This window comes from Yoonia sp. (assembly GCF_017854565.1).
Taxonomy (GTDB): Bacteria; Pseudomonadota; Alphaproteobacteria; order Rhodobacterales; family Rhodobacteraceae; genus Yoonia.
In genome coordinates, this window is record NZ_JAFMHJ010000001.1 from 142518 (window position 1) to 160667 (window position 18150).

Consider the following 18150-nt stretch of genomic DNA (forward strand, 5'->3'; position numbering starts at 1 on the left):
TAACGGCCACTAAACAACAAGTTGGCGTCACTTTTTGGCCCAATTTTGATGAGACTAGAAAACGTGGGCAGGCGGAAATCCGTTGAGCCACCAAGAGTTTGAGAGCTGGATGTTGAGATGGCTAAGCCACAGGTGACCGAAAACACAGACGAGGGGGAAGGCTTTGTCGATGAGCTGAAGCCGGGCACAAAGTTGATGCACGGGCAGTACACGATTGAAAGCTTCCTGAACGCGGGCGGTTTTGGTATTACATACCTTGCCCGTGACAGTCTTGACCGCAAGATCGTGATCAAGGAATGTTTTCCCGGCGCCTTTTGTCGCCGCAGCCGGTACATTGTGCAGGCCCGGTCGCGTGCCCACCAGAATGAGCTGAAGTCGATTGTCCGCCTGTTCGTCCAGGAGGCCCGCAGCCTGTCCAAGCTGAGCCACCCCAATATCGTTGGCGTGCATCAGGTATTCGAGGATAACGACACCGCTTATATGGCGCTCGACTTTGTCGAGGGGCGCGATTTGCTGGATACGATCGAAGATCCGAACCACGGCCTGACACCGACGCAGATCAAGGCCATCTTGAAGGAAGTTCTGGGTGCGATTGGTTTCATCCACGATCAGGGCATTCTGCACCGTGATATTTCGCCCGATAACATTTTGATCAACAAGTCGTTCCACCCGGTTCTGATCGACTTTGGCGCCGCGCGTGAAGAAGCGACGAAGCAAAGCCGCGTTCTGTCGGCGCTGCGGGTGGTCAAGGACGGTTATTCCCCGCAGGAATTCTATATTGCCGGCAGCGCGCAAAGCCCCAGCAGTGATCTTTATGCGTTGGCCGCGTCATTCCACCATCTGATCGCGATGGAGGTGCCGCCAAACAGTCAGGCGCGTCTGGCCGCCATCGCATCGGCCGAGCCCGATCCCTACGTGCCGCTTGCCGGTCGGTTCCCAGAGTACGAAGATGATTTTCTGGCCGCCATCGACAAGGCGCTGTGCGTCTTGCCGAAGGATCGCCTGCAGTCCGCCAAAGAGTGGCTGGACATGATGGATGGCAATCAGGGCAATGTGACGCCACTGAATGTTGGCGGCGCTGTGCCGACTGCGGCTGTCCATGCTGAAGCGCCGAAATCCAAGATGCCGTTGTTGCTTGGCTCCGCCGCGGCGGTTGCACTGTTGATCGGCGTCGGCGTGATGACCATGACCGGCGGCCAAGATGCCGCCACACCGGCACCAGCCGTTGCGACAAGCACCGCACCAACCACTGCACCAACCGCTGCACCAACCACTGCGGCACTGCCAGAGCCATCCATCGCCGCAACGGATGATGTTGCAGTCGCCATAGCAGAGCCGGAAGCCGTTGTGCCTGCGCCCGTTATCATTGCGGAACCGGCGCCTGTTGAAACACCGCCCGCGCCTGTCATCGTTGAAGATGCCGCGCCGGTCATCGTGGATGCCCCAGCGCCCGTGATCGTCGGCGGCCCGGTAATTGTTGACGACGTCGCGCCAGAGCAATTGCGCCCGACCACGCGCCCACAAAACATCGAGGTTGCCGCCCTTCCAGAGCCGGTTGCACCGCCCCTGCCAGAGCCTGTGGAAACTCCACGCCCCGTTGTGGCAGAACCTGTCGCGGGTGCGGATTTCCCCGATCAGACCGGGAACGGTCCGTCTGCGGATACGCAAACGGCTGATCTGGATTTTCCAGCGACACCAGACGCGATTGCGGCGGTGGGCACCGGTCCAGAGGTTGACATTGCCGCGATTACCCCCGGCAATGAGCTGCCGACCGCAGATGTCGCGAAAAGGTGGGCGGTGTTACTGCCGTTTGACGCAGCCTCTGCAGAGTCCAACACGATCGGTCAGGTTGGCGCCGTTTCCCCGGTATGGGTGAGCGAAGGTTTGATGATCACCTCCGTCAACGGCATACCGATTGAGAATATCGCGGAAATCTCAGCGATATTGCGCAACACCGTTTCACCCGCTCCGACGGACACAATCGAAGTGACGTTCGGCACGCTGGACCCGGCATCGGGCGCAACCGGCGCACATAGCTGGAGGCTGCAAGTTGTCGATGAAATCGCATTGTCGAGCGGTGTACGCTTCCAAACCACAAGATCCGGGTCGGATTGGCAGACGTCGGTCGTGGCTGTGCCGGCAGATGCGGCTGGTGATCTGCGGATCGGTGACGTGATGACATCGTACATCCCCACATCGGAAAACATCGCACAGCGTGAGTCACTGTTTGACATCCTCAATCGCGAAATCGACAACGGGACGGAACAGTTCATGTTTGCCGTACAGCGCGAGGGCAGCATGTGGGTTGCGTCGCTGAGCTATGCAGGCAGCGAAAACTAAACAACGGCGACAACGGCATATGAGGCCGCATCTGTGCCGTAAACTGGAAGGTAGGTAACATGAATTTCATTCGTGCAATCTTTGGTAGAAAGCGCCGCGTTTCGGACGCGCGCGCGATAAGCAGCCAAGACGCTTTAGAGCAATCGTATCGCGATACGATTGGCGCCCTGGCCGATGATCAGCAGGCCATACAGCGCCGGGCAGGGACCGCCGAAAAAGGCGTCAGCGACATCCTGACCAATATCAGCGCCAAGGTGAATGCCCAGGAAGCGCCGGCACCGGCGATGAACATCTGGGACATGGACGACGATGGCACATCAAGCGAGTTGCCGGAGATCGCGCCCGAACTGCCTTCGGCCTCGCCAGCGGCGGCATCTGCTGCGGCGTCCCGGTCGGCGGCACGGTCACGTCGGACCAAGACCCGGCTGATTGGTTTTGAAAAGTCGGACGGTGATGTTGTCGACCTGTTCAACGATGCCCCCAAGGCGGCCCCAACGCAGCGCGTCAAGTTCCCAGTGGGCTGGATCGTTGTGATCGAGGGTCCGGGCCGTGGCGAGACTTTCTCGCTCATGACAGGCATGTCGCAGATCGGTCGCGGCGAAGATCAGGCCATTCAGCTTGATTTTGGCGATAATTCGATTTCGCGCACGAACCATGCGGCCATCGTTTACGACCCCGAAAGCAAGGAATTCTTGCTGGGGCATGGCGGCAAGTCGAATATCGTGCGTCTGAACAAGAAGCCGCTGATCAGCAACGAGCCGATCAAGACCGGCGATCTTATTCGCATCGGTGAAACGGTGCTGCACTTTGTCGCGCTATGTGACCAGACATTCAGCTGGACCGATGGTTCGACCGGGGAGGACGAAGATGTGGCGATCGCCTGAACCGCGTTTTGATGTCGCTTCGGCGATCTGTCAGGGTGGACGTGATTATCAAGAAGACGCAATTGTCACCGATTTTCCCTTTGGGTCGGACAGTGGCGTGGTGGTTTTAGCCGATGGCATGGGCGGCCATGCTGCGGGCGACGTGGCCAGCAAGATCGTGGTCACCGAAGTCTATAGCGAGCTGAAGTTTCAAAGCGCGAACTTTACGGATTTCGAAATGGAAATCCCGCAGTTCCTGACGGCGGCAGCGGTCAATGCAAACAACTGTGTCCGCCAACACGTCAAGGAAAACCCTGACACACGCGGCATGGGTGCGACCCTTGTTTCGCTGGTGTTGATCGAAAACCGGATGTTCTGGATGTCGGTTGGCGACTCGCCGCTTTATCACTTCCGCGGAGGCAAGCTGAAGCAGTTGAACGAAGACCATTCGATGGCACCGCAGATCGACTTTATGGTAAAGTCCGGTTTGCTGGACCCGATTGCAGGCAAGAACCACCCGGACCGGAACTGTCTGACCTCGGTGATCCTGGGCGAACGCGTGGCCAAGTCTGACTGCCCACGGACCCCGTTCGAGTTGCAGGTCGGTGATATTGTCGTGGTGTCCAGTGACGGGCTTCAATATCTCGAAGAGCCGCATATCCAGAAGATCCTGCACCGGTATCGCCGCCGCAAGAGTGCTGAAATCGCCGGATATCTGCTTGAGGCGATTGAGGCATTGGCCGACCCCGATCAGGATAACTGCACGTTTTCGGTCATCAAGCTGAACCACAACAAGCCGGTCATCCGCGCCATCCGCGCCAAGCCTGTGGGACATATTGAAACCCACACATCGACCATTACCCGTGTGGTCAAGCAGGAAGATTTTGCGAATGACGACAGGATCGTTGCCGAGGATGCAGCCATGTACAGAGGCACTGTCGATCCGGCACAGCGCGGAAAGTTGCCGCCAGCGATCAAGGAAGTGCGGCCAGTCAAGTCAGTTGGCCCGCGCGATGACATGAACACAAGGACACAGGAGGTTGATGAGGCAGCGCCGCCGGCTAAGATAGCCGCCGGAGGTAAGTAATGTCGAATCAGTCGGTGGGGAACAAAGTTCAAGAAAAACTTGAGCAGGCAGTGGCGTCACGCCAGCTGCCTGCCAACGTGCAGGACCGTGCGGAACAACTGCTTGCGCGGCTCAAGAAACCCGTGCGCATTGGCCTGATGGGCATGCCGGGGTCCGGAAAATCAACGCTGATGAACCTGTTGGTCGGCGCAAATGTGCTGCCCGAGGGTGTACGGCTGCCGACGCTGGAGCTGTCGCATGGCGACACACCGCAGACGATCTGCACGTTGGCCGACGGGTCCAAGGTGACGTTGCCCCATGCGGATGGCGAACAGATCGCGGCGCTTGCGCCGGCGTTTGTCGAAATGCACCTGCCATTGCCCGCCCTGGGCAAGATTTCCGTGCTTGAGGTCGTTGCACCGGCGGAGGCCACGGCGATGCATCGCGCCAGCCAATGGGCCGCCAAGCGCAGTGACGTCGCATTGTGGTGTACCCAGACATTCAACGTGACAGAGCAAACGCTGTGGGCGCAGATGCCCGACATCATCAAGGACCACGGGTTCCTGATGTTGACAAAGGCGGACCTGTCGAAGGCTGATGGCCAATTGGAGACGACACTGCAAGCCGTGCAGGGTGTCGCCAAGCATGAGTTCAAACAGATATTGCCCATTGCGACCGCCGACGCGCTGGCCGCCCGCAAGCCCGATGGGACGGTGGACAAAACCAAGATGCGCAACAGTGGCGGTCTTGCCCTGATCTCGGCGGTGCTGAAGCAGGTTGATCAGGGCCGTCAGTCCGCCTTGGATATGGCCGAAATGCTGCTGCGACAGCATGCCGATGTGCTGACCCCCGCAACCAGCAGCGCACCGCCGCCAGCGGCACCCGTTGCAGAGCCTGCGCAGCCGGTCAAGAAACCAGCGATCACAATCGTTCCAACGGCCAAATCGCCGCCGCCGAAACCGCAGGTCCAGGCGGCACGGCCTGCCCCGGTGGCCGCGCCAATCAATGTGACCGGCTTGCAGCCCGCGACACGCGATGCTTATGAGCAGGTTCTGGCCTATATCGCGACGCAAAGCCTTGCCATGGTTGCGCTGGCCGAGAAAGAGGGCGACGCAGCCCCGGCGCGGATCATGGCGGAATCTGTCGCGCATATACTCTGGCTTAGCGATTACCTGAATGAACACGGCCATGAGGGCGACCCCGCGCTGGACCGCGCGCGCGCCGCTGCGATGGACGCATCGGATCTGGTGCAACTGATGCAGATGGAAAAAAGCGACAGCGCCGCTGTCGAGGCGGTAAGTTTGATGATACAGATCAAACATGAGTTGCAGGCGGAGTTGGCGGCGTAACCTTTGGCAACAGCATAAGAACTTGTGAACACAGCGCCACATTTTTGCCGTGCTGCTCTGTTCCGATAATCGCAATAAACCCAGTGTATGTCTCTCATTTGTCGAAGGGGCAGACAGATGATAAGGGTAGTACCAATAAGAATTGAGGACGGACAAGAATGAAGATGGAAGAGCTGACCAAAGGGGACGGCTACAAAGTTCCTGCAGCGCACCACCCATTCATGCGGCTTGGCCTTGAAAAGCTTGACGAGTTTCATGATGAAATCAGCGATCTGGAGCTGACGCTGGCTGATGTCGTGAAACTTGGCGGGGCCGATGCCGAAAAGAAAGCTGTGAAGCTTATCAAGCAGTTACGATCATTTGAGCCAAGCATCACCATGATTGGGCAGATCAAGTCGGGCAAGACATCGCTGGTCAATGCGATGGTCGGGCGCCCCGAACTGTTGCCTGCGGACGTGAACCCGTGGACGTCTGTTGTGACGTCGCTGCACCTGAACGCGCCGCTGCCAGTGGATGCGCCGACGGCGACGTTTCAGTTTTTCAGCCAGAACGAATGGGATCATCTGGTCGAAAATGGTGGCCGAATCGGAGAGCTTTCCAGCCGCGCGGGTGCCGACGATGAACTGCGCAAAGTCCGCGAACAGATTGCCGAAATGCGCGAAAAGACCAAACAACGGCTTGGGCGCAAGTTCGAGCTGCTTTTAGGCCAAAAACACAATTACGCCGATATCAACGACGATCTGGTCCAGCGCTATGTCTGTATGGGCGATGATTTCGAGGATCTGGATGAAGAGACCCAGCAGGGCCGCTTTGCCGATATTACCAAATCCGCCGATCTGTATCTGAGCGCCGACGCCATTCCGATGCCGATGTGCCTGCGCGACACGCCCGGCGTCAACGACACCTTTATGATGCGCGAACAGATCACGATCAACGCGCTGCGCGACAGCCGCATCTGCGTGGTGGTTCTGTCGGCGCATCAGGCGCTTAGTTCCATGGACATGGGCCTGATCCGGCTGATCGCAAACGTGAAATCGCGTGAGGTTGTCATCTTTGTGAACCGGATCGACGAATTGTCGAACCCCGCCGAACAGGTCCCCGAAATCCGCGAAAGCATTCTGGCAACCCTGGCCACGCACAACGGCCCCGAGAACCCGCAAGTCATTTTCGGCAGTGCCTATTGGGCCAACATTGCATTGTCGAAAAACCTGGACGATATCGTCGCGGAAAGCGCAGAAGCGATGTTCAACTGGGCCGAGGCATCGTTGAATGCAGAAACCGCAGGCATGGAAACCAATGAACTGGTTTGGCATTTGTCCGGCCTGCCACAGCTATTTGCGGCATTGGCCGTGCGGATCACCGAAGGCCCCGGTGCCGAGATTTTGACAGCGTCGCGCAAACGCGCGCTGAACCTCGTGGGCGGTGTGCGTGCGTCAAATTCCGTCGTATCCATGCGCCTTGAAGGCGACAAGGTCGAGGTCATGCCACATGCAGAGCTGATCACGCATCTGGACAAACTGGAAGCTGACAATCTGAAGTTCCTGAATGATCGTCTGGATATCGTGTTCCAACAATTCGGGTCCCGGGTCGATCAATCGCACAAACGGTTTCTGGACCGCGCGCTGGAATCGCTGCTGCAACATCTGGAAACGAACGGCGAAGATCAGGTTTGGCAATACAGTCCGGACGGGCTGCGGATGCTGCTGCGCACCAGCTATCAGGTGATGCGGCGCAACGTGACATCGACCTGTGAACAGGTTTTCGCAAGTGCGGCGGCAGATCTGGCGAACACCTATCGCACTGCCTTTGGTGTGTCGGTCGAGAATTTCTCGATCACGCCGCCCGCAGCTCCGGAAGTCCCGGCACCGGTGTCACTGGGGCAGACGATCGCGCTTGATCTTCAAAATTCATGGTGGAAGGGCTGGTGGAAGCGCCGAAAAGGCTATCGCGCGTTTGCCAGCGGGTTCTATGACCTGATCGAAGCGGAAACAGCACCGATTGTGGATGAACTGAAGGTCCGGCAGGCCGGTGATATCCGCGCCATGGCCGAAAACGAATTGCGCGAATTTCTGGCAGAACAGCGCGGGTTCCTGACCGATATCAGCGATAAATCCAACATTGGCGTGGATGATTTAAAGGATATTTTCGGCATCACGGCCCAGCAGGAACGCGAAGAGCTGTTCGATTTTATCTTTGAGGAACTCAGCGATGGCGCCGCTGCGGCAGAACGAGGAGCAGCGTAATGTCCGCCGAGGGTCCACGCAAACCACGCATCGCCCTGATGGGCGAATTCAGTGCGGGCAAAAGCACGCTGTCCAACCTGCTGCTGGGCGCCCGTCCGCTGCCTGAAAAGGTAACGGCGACGCGGCTTTCCCCGGTCTGGATGTCGTATGGCAACGGCGCGCCTTACCGGGTTGATGTCGATGGCACGACCGAGCCGGTATCGCTTGACCGGCTGGAAGATATCCCCGTCGAACAAACCCGCGTCATTCGGTTATTTTTGGAATGCGATATTCTGGATGTGTGCGACCTGATTGATTTTCCCGGCATTTCCGATCCGAATATGTCGTCCGACGTGTGGGAACGTGTTCTGGCCGAAGTTGACGCCGTGATCTGGTGCACCCATGCCACCCAAGCATGGCGGCAGTCAGAGGCTGCGGTTTGGGACGCAATGCCAGACGCGGTGCGGGAAAATTCTATCCTGCTGATCACGCGCTTTGACAAGCTGACAACCGATAATGACCGTCGCCGCGTGTTCAAACGGGTCCGCCGCGAAACCGAAGGTTTGTTTGGCGGAACTTTCCCGATTGCCCTGTTGCAGGCCCTGCGGGCAGGCGACGATGGTGAAAAATGGGACGCCAGCGGTGCGGGACCTTTTGTGAACCACCTGATCGACATGATCCAGACGGTATCGGCACTGGCCGCTCGGTCAAGCGTGGCATTGTATAATGTGGCCAATGGGACGACCATTCCAGAGCCTGTCGTGGTCCCTGTCAAACCCCGCCGGATCGAACGGCCATTGGATGGCGACAGACCTTCACGCCCGCGTCCTGTAACGAATGCAGATACGCAGCCTGCACCCGGTGCGGGCCGCATTATGGGCAATTCCTGAACGCTGGCTTCTTCACAGGCTTCCACAACCGCATTTTTTGACGTAGTCAGGGCATAACGAAGGCAAAAAACGGCAGGCGCAAAGAATGGTTGTGGACGAATTGGACGCACTGCAAGGCAAATTTGCGGGCTGTGAGACGCTTGCATTTGCTGACCTTTCCACACAGATGATTCTGGTGACCAGTACGGACACAAGCTATCGGCGCGAAACGCTGGACATTTTGTGCGCAGAAGCCGCGCTTGCGCTGGGAACCGCCGAGCGGCCGCAACTGGGCGTGAGCGAAAGCAATACCGCGTTTGTCGCCACCAAAAACCAGCTTCGGATTTTTCTGCGCGCCATTGAAGAACCGACGGATGTGTTGTGCTGTGTCTGCAAACCTGACGTTGACGTGGCAGCATTTCTGTCCGACGCCCGCCCGTGCCTTGAGAAGATCAGCAATGGCGCATGATATGACGAAGATCGCCCCCATGATTTCAGGAATCCGTTCGTGAGCAACACTTCAGCCATTGCCAGCAAGCTTGCCGGGCTTAGCGCCGAGGGTGGTGTTTTCACCGATGGCCAGCGGGTCATCAGCCAAGCTGGTGCGCCGCCTGCATTGGTCGCCATTTTGCGCGAAATTGACGACACCGTTCTGGAACGGACGCTGGTGTTCAACATAGGCAAGACCGCGCTTAGTCTGGTTGTCGCCGGGCGGCGCCTGCGCGGTCTGGCCGCGATGACGGGCGACATACCCGGCATGGACGATGTCGTCGGTCAGGGCCTCTCGCATGAAGACCCCGAGATATTGCGCGCCGCAGGTGCGATCATGACGCAAATCTGCAAAGGCGATCAGACGCTGACCGTGCGCAGCACCCCGGTTCGCCCCATTGGAACCAGTTCCGAGGTGGGCGTTTCCGTATCGGTGCTGGCGACGCATTGGCAGGTTGATCTTGATGCAAAGCCGCCGTCGCCGATGAGCCGTTTTCTGGCCGCCAACGCCGCCGCGATTGCCGCCAGCACCTGTGCCGTCGATGGTAATCCGCCCGAAACCCGTGGCGACACCACCACGCTCGAGGCGATTTGGGATGCGCAGCTAGCCGCGTTTCGCAGGCGCCACAAGGCGATATTGGGGCGGCAGGAAGGTCCGACGCTGGTTTGTCTCGATGCCGCACTGGATGGGCGTCCGCTTGCCCTTGCTGTGGTCGGCCCCGAAGTCTGCCTGTTTTCATATACCCGCGCCATGCTGTTGCCGCTGCTTGCCTCGTGGTTCGCAATCAATGGCCAGCCGTAAGGCGGCAACGATTGTCGTCGCGCCGACCGTTTTAACAAGGTGATCCCATTGCATCCCACAGCCGCCGCCGCACCTGTCGCGCCCGCATTCTTTGACGGGTTCGAAGAGCGGTATGTGGACACGCCGGACGGCCCCGTTTTCTGCCGCGTCGGCGGCACGGGTGCCCCGCTGCTGTTGTTGCATGGGTATCCGCAGACCTCGGCGATGTGGCACGCGGTTGCGGCTGATCTGGCGCGGGATCATCAGGTGATCTGCCCCGATTTACGGGGATATGGCAGGTCGCTGAAACCCGCGACGGATGCCAGCCACGCGCCCTACTCCAAACGTGCGATGGCCGGTGACATGATCGCGGTAATGGATGCGCTGGGGCACGACCGGTTTTTGATCGGGTCGCACGACCGGGGATCGCGCGTTGCGCATCGGCTGGCGGCAGACCACCCCGCCCGCGTCCGCGCGCTTGCCACGTTGGACATCGCACCCACCCGCGAAATGTATCGCGATGCCGACAGCGGCTTTGCCCACACCTACTGGCATTGGTACTGGCTGACGTTGCCGCATCCATTTCCCGAAACGCTGATTGGTGCCGACCCCGCCTATTTCTGGCTTTTCAAATGCGGGGCAGGCAAGGCAGGGTTAACGCCGTTTGTGCAGCAGGCGCTGGACGAATACCTGACCTGCTTTGCCGATGCGGGCGCAATCCATGGCGCCTGCGAAGATTACCGGGCCGCCGCAGCCATCGACATCGCCCATGATGATGCCGACCCCAGCAAACTGCAGATGCCGCTTTTGGCGCTATGGGGCAAGGATGGTGCGATTGAACGGCATTTCGACTGTTTGGCACTGTGGCGTGAACGGGCCGCCGATGTGCGTGGCTGGGCCGTGCCCGGCGGGCATTACCTCGCCGAAGAATGCCCCGATACTGTCATTGCGGCATGGCGCGATTTCTTTGGGCAGATCGCGCGATAGCGATAAAACAACGCCCGTTTTGCAGGCAAACGCCCCTTTGACTGGCGTACAAAGCCGCAAAGCACCCTAAACGCGACAATTTTTCGCATGGTTTCTGAGACTCGCTGCGCTGCAGCGAATACCAAATGGACGTCCATCCTTGGACATCATTTGCCGCGCAGCGGGCTTTCCTGGCAGAAACCTCCCGCTGCGCGACGACAACATCACTGTTGCGGTTCCCCGTTAACACCCACGTTGGGTCGAAGATAGGGCACCGCAGCGCCGAAACAGGGACATTTTTCCGATGACCACTAAAAAATCACTGAGTGCGTCCATCATTGCCGGCCTGCTGGCCAGCACTGGCATGGCCACCGCCCAAGACTGCGCCGCGCCGATCAAGGTTGGCGTATTGCATTCGCTGTCCGGTTCCATGGCGATTTCCGAGACGACGTTGAAAGACGTCATGCTGATGCTGATCGAAAAGCAAAACGAAGCGGGCGGCCTGCTGGGCTGTCAGATCGAGGCAGTCGTGGTTGACCCCGCGTCGGACTGGCCTTTGTTTGCGGAAAAGGCCCGCGAACTGCTGACTGTGTCCGATGTTGACGTTATCTTTGGCAACTGGACGTCAGTATCGCGCAAATCCGTGCTGCCTGTGATCGAAGAGCTGAACGGCCTGCTGTTCTATCCGGTGCAATACGAGGGCGAGGAAAGTTCGCGGAATGTGTTCTACACCGGGGCTGCCCCGAACCAACAGGCGATCCCTGCCGTCAATTATTTCCTGGAGGAACTGGGCGTTGAAAAGTTCGCGCTGCTGGGCACCGACTATGTCTATCCACGCACCACGAACAATATCCTCGAAGCTTATCTGATGGACCATGGCATTGCCGCCGAAGATATTTTCGTCAACTACACGCCGTTCGGTCAGTCGGACTGGGCCACGATTGTGGCTGACGTTGTCGCACTGGGCGAAGATGGCAAACAGGTTGGGGTGATTTCAACAATCAACGGCGACGCCAACATTGGCTTTTACAAAGAGCTGGCCGCAGCGGGCGTATCTGCCGACGACATCCCCGTCGTGGCGTTTTCCGTCGGCGAGGAAGAGCTTTCGGGTCTGGACACCTCGAACCTTGCCGGACACCTGGCTGCGTGGAATTATTTCCAGTCGGCCGACACCCCTGCGAACGCCGAATTCATTGCTGCGTGGAAAGAATTCGCCGGCCCGGACCGTGTGACAAATGACCCAATGGAGGCTCATTACATTGGCTTCAACATGTGGGTGAACGCAGTCAAGGCGGCAGGCACAACCGATGTGGATGCGGTGCGTGCCGCGATGTACGGGCAGGAATTCCCGAACCTGACCGGGGGCACAGCCGTTATGTTGCCAAACCACCATCTGGCCAAGCCCGTGCTGATTGGTGAAATTCAGGCCGATGGCCAGTTCGACATCATCAGCCAAACCACCGAAGTCGCGGGCGACGCTTGGACCGATTTCCTGCCTGAATCAGCGGTGCTCAAATCCGATTGGCAGACGCTGGGTTGCGGCATGTATAATGTCGAAACCGAGACCTGCGTGCAGCTGACGTCAAACTACTGAATGTTCGGCGGGCGCGGGATACCCCCGCGCCCATCCCTTCCCGCATATTGAAAGACCGCCATGCGCCGCGTGTTTCTTTTTCTTGCCCTGTGGCTGGGTTTCGCACCCGCGCTACAGGCCCAGGACCTGCAATCCATTCTTCAAATCCATGCAACCGAGGTCGCCGATCCCGGCCGCCGCACGGTGAACGCCGTGCTGGATGATCTGGCCGTGTCGGGTCTGTCGGGGGTCGCTGACTTTCTGGAAAGCTGGCAAGATAAAGCCGTTTGGCAACGCGCCGATGGGCAATTCTTTGTCGCCGCCGAGGCCGGCAATGATTTGCACCTCACCGACATAGTCAGCGGCGCCCAAAGCACCGCATCAAAGGCCAATTTCACCCAGATCAAGCCCAACGGCGGTGTGCGACGGGTGATTGGCACGGCTCTTGTGCAGTTTCAACTGACGGACCCCGATCTGGCACGCCGTACGACCGCCGTTGCATCCATCGCACGCAGCCCCAATGCCGACCAACTGGCCCCTTTGCTTGCCTCGATCGCGCCAGAGCCGGACGCAGACCTGCGCGCCCGAAAGGTGCAACTGGCCAATTTCCTGTCCGCCAGCTTTGCCGCCACCCCAAATGACCGGATTGCCGCGATTGACAATATGGCACAAGACACAAGCGTCGAGGCGCGCGCGGTTCTGAACCAAATTCTTACCGTGCGGCCCGGGGTGGCTGCAATGCTGCCCGACAATGAAAACGTGGCCGGTGTCTTGACGCCGGGTCAAGACATGACGCCGGACGCCGCATATTCCCTGCTGGTCGCAGCCGGTCTTGCGCCCCCACGTACCCCGCCGGGCGTGATCCGCGCCGCACTCGAGGCGCATATCGACGGTGGGCGCGTGGCCGATGTGCCCGTGGCGCAGTTGAACACCAACGCCATGCGCGAACGCGCCTATGCCGGGCTGGCCGCAGCAGGCCGCGTGCCACCACTGGTCACACCATCTGACCGTGACGCCGCAATGGCCGCCTTTGCCTTTTTTGAGATCTACGCCGAAGCAGACCCCGCAATCACAGATGCTGCAAAACGCGCCCTCGCCTCTGTTGAAACCCGCGTCGCCGCAGGCCAGACAGTGGATCTGGCACTGGATGCGCTATCGCTCGCGTCGATTTATTTTCTGGCCGCCATAGGTCTGGCGATCACATTCGGCGTGATGGGCGTGATCAACATGGCGCATGGCGAATTCATCATGATGGGCGCCTATACAGGCTATGTCGTCCAACTGTTCATCCCCGATTACACCCTGTCAATCATCGTAGCCCTGCCCCTGGCCTTTGCCGTGACATTCGGTGCAGGCGTCACGATGGAACGGCTGGTCATTCGCCATCTTTACCATCGGCCCCTGGAAACCCTGCTGGCCACTTTCGGCATTTCGATTGCTTTGCAGCAACTGGCGAAGAACATCTTTGGCACGCAAGCCCGCCCGCTGACGTCGCCTGCATGGCTTGATGGCGCATGGGTGTTCAGCGACGTGATCCAGATCAGCTACATCCGCATCGCGATTTTCGTATTGGCGCTGATATTTCTGGCACTCATCTTGTTCGTCCTCAAACGCACCCGTCTCGGGCTCGAAGTCCGCGCCGTCACGCAAAACCCCGGCATGGCCGCATCCATGGGGATCAATCCAGAGCGGATCAATATGCTGACGTTCGGCCTCGGCTCCGGCATTGCGGGCATCGCCGGTGTGGCGATCGGCCTATACGCTAAAGTCACGTCCGAGATGGGCGCAGATTACATCGTGCAATCCTTCATGACGGTGGTTGTCGGCGGTGTCGGCAATGTCTGGGGTACACTCGCCGGCGCCTCGCTGATCGGCTTTCTGCAAAAGGGGATCGAATGGCTGAACCCCTCCAACACGCTGGCCGCCCAGACCTATATGATCTTGTTCATCATCCTTTTCATCCAATTCCGGCCCAAGGGTATCGTCGCCCTCAAAGGTCGGGCAGCAGCGGATTAACGCCATGCCTCTTCCGAGTGTAAATATCCTGGGGAGGTCTGGAGGGGTGAAACCCCTCCAGCGTGGCGACGCGCAACGCGCGGCGCAAGACCTGCCCGGCAAAGGGCACCCCACATGAACAGCTTTTTCCTGCGCAACCCCTCCACACTGTGGTTCCTCATGGGGCTTGGCCTTTTCACCATCGGCGTCACGATACTGTCGGAAGCCGGGATCGGGTTCTTGTCCACGTCCTTCATCAAGATCCTGGGCAAGACCCTGTGCCTGTGCCTGATCGCCGTCGCGATGGACGTGGTCTGGGGATATTGCGGCATCCTCAGCCTTGGCCATTTCGCATTCTTCGGGATTGGCGGCTATGCCGTCGGCATGTGGCTGATGTACGCCCGCACCGAAGGGATCGTGCTTGACAGTTTGGCCGCGCAGACCATTCCACCAACCCCGCAAGAAATTTCCGACGCCATCGGCAACCAGATTTTCGGGGTTGTCGGCAGTTCGGAATTTCCGCTGGTCTGGGCCTTCGCCGACAGCCTGTTTCTGCAATTGCTTATGGTGGTGCTGGTGCCGGGGCTGCTGGCGCTGGTCTTTGGCTGGCTGGCATTTCGCAGCCGTGTCACGGGCGTGTATCTGTCGATCCTGACGCAGGCGATGACCCTGGCGCTGTCGCTTTATCTGTTCCAGAACGACAGCGGCCTGCGTGGCAACAACGGCCTGTCCGGCCTGCAGAATATTCCAGGGTTCGAAACCACGCCGCAGGCGACAATTTCGCTGGCGTTCTTTTACGCCTCCGCCCTCGCCTTGGCGTTGGGGTATGTCCTGTTCGCCTGGGTGGTGTCGGGCAAGATGGGCAGCGTGATCAAAGCGATCCGCGACAACGAATCCCGTGTGCGGTTCCTTGGCTATCATGTCGAAAGCTACAAGCTGCTTGTCTTCACCCTGACGGCCATCATCGCCGGGATCGCCGGGGCGCTTTATTACCCGCAAGCAGGCATCATCAACCCTGCCGAAATTGCGCCCATTGCGTCGATTTATCTGGCTGTTTGGGTCGCCATCGGCGGGCGCGGGCGGCTTTACGGGGCGGTGATCGGCGCAGCGTTCGTATCGCTATTGTCCAGTTGGTTCACCGGCGGTGGCGCGCCCGCGATCAATCTGGGCTTCTATACGGTGAATTGGACCGACTGGTGGCTGGTGCTGCTGGGCCTTTCGTTTGTCGCCGTCACCCTTTTCTTTCCCAAGGGCATCGGCGGGTTGTTCGACTATCTGGTGCGCAAGCCATGAGCACACTTCTGGAAGTCTCCGGTGTATCGGTCAGCTTTGACGGGTTTCGCGCCATCAATAATCTGTCCATCCAGATAGGCGAGCCAGAGCTGCGCGCGATTATCGGACCCAATGGTGCGGGCAAGACGACATTCATGGACATCATCACCGGCAAGACCAGACCCGATACGGGCCGGATAATCTGGGGCGATCAGAATATTTCGTTGCTCGGAATGTCCGAAAGTCAGATCGCGATGGCCGGGATCGGGCGGAAATTCCAAAAACCGACCGTGTTCGAGGATCAGACAGTGCGCGCCAACCTCGCCATGGCGCTGCGCAATCCACGCGGGCCATTTTCGGTGCTATTCGATCAACAAACGCGCGCCGGGGCTGATCGGATCGCAGAAATCGCCGCTGAAATCGGCCTGACCGACAGTCTGGCCCGCACGTCCGGCGCGCTCAGCCATGGTCAAAAGCAATGGCTGGAAATCGGGATGCTTCTGGCACAAGATCCGCGCCTGTTGCTGGTCGATGAACCCGCTGCGGGTATGACCAGCCAAGAACGCGCGCACACCACGGACCTGCTGAAACGTGCCGCCAAAACGCGGGCCGTCGTGGTGGTGGAACATGATATGGAGTTCGTCCGCCGTCTCGATTGCAAGGTCACCGTCCTGCACGAAGGGTCCGTCCTTGCCGAAGGCAGCTTGGATCATGTGACCGCGAACCAGACCGTGATTGATGTGTATTTGGGGCGCTAGATGCTAAAAGTTGAAAACCTGACCCTGCACTATGGGCAAAGCCAGGTCTTGCACGGGATCGACCTGCAGGCGGCCGCAGGCGAAGTCACGGCGGTGATGGGCACCAATGGCGTGGGCAAGACCAGCCTGCTCAAGGCGATATCGGGGCGGCATCCGTATTCGGGCGGGCAATTGTCGGTGAACGGTGTCGCGCTGCAACATCCATCGGCGTTTCAGGCAGCCCGCGCGGGTATCGCCTATGTGCCGCAGGGCCGCGAGATTTTCGCATTGATGTCGGTGATGGAAAATCTGGAAACGGCCTTTGCCTGCCTGCCCAAAGACCAGCACCGCATCCCGGACGATATTTTCGACCTGTTTCCCGTGCTGCGGGACATGCGCAACAGACGCGGCGGCGATCTTTCGGGGGGGCAACAGCAGCAGTTGGCGATTGCGCGCGCGCTGATGACCCGGCCCAGGGTATTGCTGCTGGATGAACCCACCGAGGGGATTCAGCCCAACATCATCCAGCAAATTGGCCGCACGATCGGCCTGCTGCGCCGCCAAGGCAATATGGCGATTGTACTGGTCGAGCAGAATTTCGACTTTGCCTACGGGCTTGCCGATCGGTTCGTTGTGATGACCCGTGGCACGGTGAAACGCCGCGCCGACAAGGCCGCGGTGACGGCGGACCAATTGTTGGCGGATGTCGCGCTGTAAGCTATTCCAGACGCGCGGGAAAACCATCGGCGCGCAGATCCGTATCCAGCAGATCCTCAAGCAATTTCACGATCATCGGCGATTGCGCGGCGCCGCCATAGGCCGCACGCGCCGCGATATAGGTTTGCTGGGTTGCGGCAACAAGATCGAGCGGCACTTCGAATTCACGGCCAAAGCCAATGGCAAAGCCAAGATCCTTGAGCGCCAGATCAATGTTGAACGCCACGTCATAGGACCCGTTCAGCACCAGCGCCCCTTCGGTTTCATGCACGAATGAATTGCCTGACGATGCCTGAATCGCGTGCCATGCCTGTGCAAGGTCAAGGCCGCCACGTTTGGCCAGCATCAACGCCTCGCCGCACGCCTTGAGGTGAACAAAGGCCAGCATGTTGGTGATGACCTTGATGATCGCGGCAGAGCCAAGGGGACCCATGTGGAAAACCCGGTCGCCCATTGCCTGCAGCGCGGGCAGATGCGTATCGAACATGTCTGTGTCACCCCCAGCCAGCATGGTGATCTTGGCTTGGGCGGCCAGATGCACACCACCCGTCACCGGCAGCTCCATCATGCGAATGTTCCGGGTGGCGGCACGCGCAGCCAGCCGCAGCACATCGTCGCGGCCAAGGGTCGACATTTCGATCCAATGGCTGTCGGGGCGCATGACGGGCAGGATTTGTTCCAGCACTATTTCGGTGACCGTCGGCGATGGCAGGCAGGTGATGACATGATCGACCCCCGCGGCAAGTGTCGTCGGGTCGTCGGCCCATGTAGCCCCCAGCGCGATCAGCGGATCAGCGGCGGATTTATTCAGATCGGTGACAGTGACCGCAAAACCGCCGCGCAACAGGCAGGCCGCGCAGTTCGCGCCAAGATTGCCCAGACCGATATAGCCATAGTGCATGGAAATTCCT

At 59.2% G+C, this 18150-nt stretch carries 15 protein-coding genes; 14 read left to right on the plus strand and 1 reads right to left on the minus strand.

The genetic code is table 11. The annotated features are described in order from the left end of the window. Positions 1-117: 117 nt before the first annotated feature. The 14 genes from QZ196_RS00755 to urtE all read left to right on the plus strand — a co-directional run bounded on the left by QZ196_RS00755 (position 118) and on the right by urtE (position 17239). Positions 118-2340: a serine/threonine protein kinase gene (locus tag QZ196_RS00755; protein WP_296422850.1), complete on the plus strand. Its 2223-nt coding sequence runs from the start codon at positions 118-120 to the stop codon at positions 2338-2340. A gap of 59 nt (positions 2341-2399) precedes the next feature. After that, the gene (locus QZ196_RS00760) at positions 2400-3224 is read left to right on the plus strand and encodes an FHA domain-containing protein (RefSeq protein ID WP_296422852.1); all 825 of its coding nucleotides are present in this window, start codon (positions 2400-2402) and stop codon (positions 3222-3224) included. Next, positions 3208-4290: a protein phosphatase 2C domain-containing protein gene (locus QZ196_RS00765; protein ID WP_296422854.1), complete on the plus strand. Its 1083-nt coding sequence runs from the start codon at positions 3208-3210 to the stop codon at positions 4288-4290. Before QZ196_RS00760 ends, QZ196_RS00765 begins: the two co-directional genes overlap by 17 nt. After that, positions 4290-5618: a hypothetical protein gene (locus QZ196_RS00770; RefSeq protein WP_296422856.1), complete on the plus strand. Its 1329-nt coding sequence runs from the start codon at positions 4290-4292 to the stop codon at positions 5616-5618. The genes QZ196_RS00765 and QZ196_RS00770 overlap by 1 nt, the downstream gene beginning before the upstream one ends. 158 nt (positions 5619-5776) lie before the next feature. Continuing rightward, positions 5777-7861, plus strand: coding sequence for a dynamin family protein (locus QZ196_RS00775; RefSeq protein ID WP_296422858.1), 2085 nt, complete (start codon positions 5777-5779; stop codon positions 7859-7861). Further along, entirely contained in the window at positions 7861-8730 is an 870-nt protein-coding gene (locus tag QZ196_RS00780; RefSeq protein WP_296422860.1) for a dynamin family protein, read from the plus strand. Before QZ196_RS00775 ends, QZ196_RS00780 begins: the two co-directional genes overlap by 1 nt. Before the next feature lie 85 nt (positions 8731-8815). Beyond that, positions 8816-9178 carry a hypothetical protein gene (locus tag QZ196_RS00785; RefSeq protein WP_296422862.1) on the plus strand — a complete coding sequence of 121 codons (363 nt, stop codon included), beginning with the start codon at positions 8816-8818 and terminating at the stop codon, positions 9176-9178. A gap of 39 nt (positions 9179-9217) precedes the next feature. Then, the gene (locus QZ196_RS00790; protein ID WP_296422864.1) at positions 9218-10000 is read left to right on the plus strand and encodes a hypothetical protein; all 783 of its coding nucleotides are present in this window, start codon (positions 9218-9220) and stop codon (positions 9998-10000) included. 48 nt (positions 10001-10048) lie between these two features. Then, a complete protein-coding gene (locus QZ196_RS00795; RefSeq protein WP_296422866.1) occupies positions 10049-10966 on the plus strand; it encodes an alpha/beta hydrolase in 918 nt (305 codons plus the stop codon). Between the two features lie 283 nt (positions 10967-11249). Continuing rightward, positions 11250-12539, plus strand: a complete 1290-nt coding sequence (gene urtA / locus QZ196_RS00800; RefSeq protein ID WP_296422868.1) for an urea ABC transporter substrate-binding protein — start codon at positions 11250-11252, stop codon at positions 12537-12539. Between the two features lie 60 nt (positions 12540-12599). Then, entirely contained in the window at positions 12600-14534 is a 1935-nt protein-coding gene (gene urtB / locus QZ196_RS00805; protein WP_296422871.1) for an urea ABC transporter permease subunit UrtB, read from the plus strand. Positions 14535-14648: 114 nt separating this feature from the next. Then, the gene (urtC, locus tag QZ196_RS00810; protein WP_296422872.1) at positions 14649-15806 is read left to right on the plus strand and encodes an urea ABC transporter permease subunit UrtC; all 1158 of its coding nucleotides are present in this window, start codon (positions 14649-14651) and stop codon (positions 15804-15806) included. After that, positions 15803-16543, plus strand: coding sequence for an urea ABC transporter ATP-binding protein UrtD (gene urtD, locus QZ196_RS00815; RefSeq protein WP_296422874.1), 741 nt, complete (start codon positions 15803-15805; stop codon positions 16541-16543). Before urtC ends, urtD begins: the two co-directional genes overlap by 4 nt. Further along, positions 16544-17239 (plus strand): urea ABC transporter ATP-binding subunit UrtE, encoded by a 696-nt coding sequence (gene urtE / locus QZ196_RS00820; RefSeq protein ID WP_296422876.1) that lies wholly within the window; start codon positions 16544-16546, stop codon positions 17237-17239. It abuts the gene before it with no gap. Between the two features lies 1 nt (position 17240). Here urtE and QZ196_RS00825 read toward each other — a convergent pair whose 3' ends face one another. Next, entirely contained in the window at positions 17241-18140 is a 900-nt protein-coding gene (locus QZ196_RS00825) for an NAD(P)-dependent oxidoreductase (protein WP_296422877.1), read from the minus strand. Positions 18141-18150 lie beyond the last annotated feature (10 nt).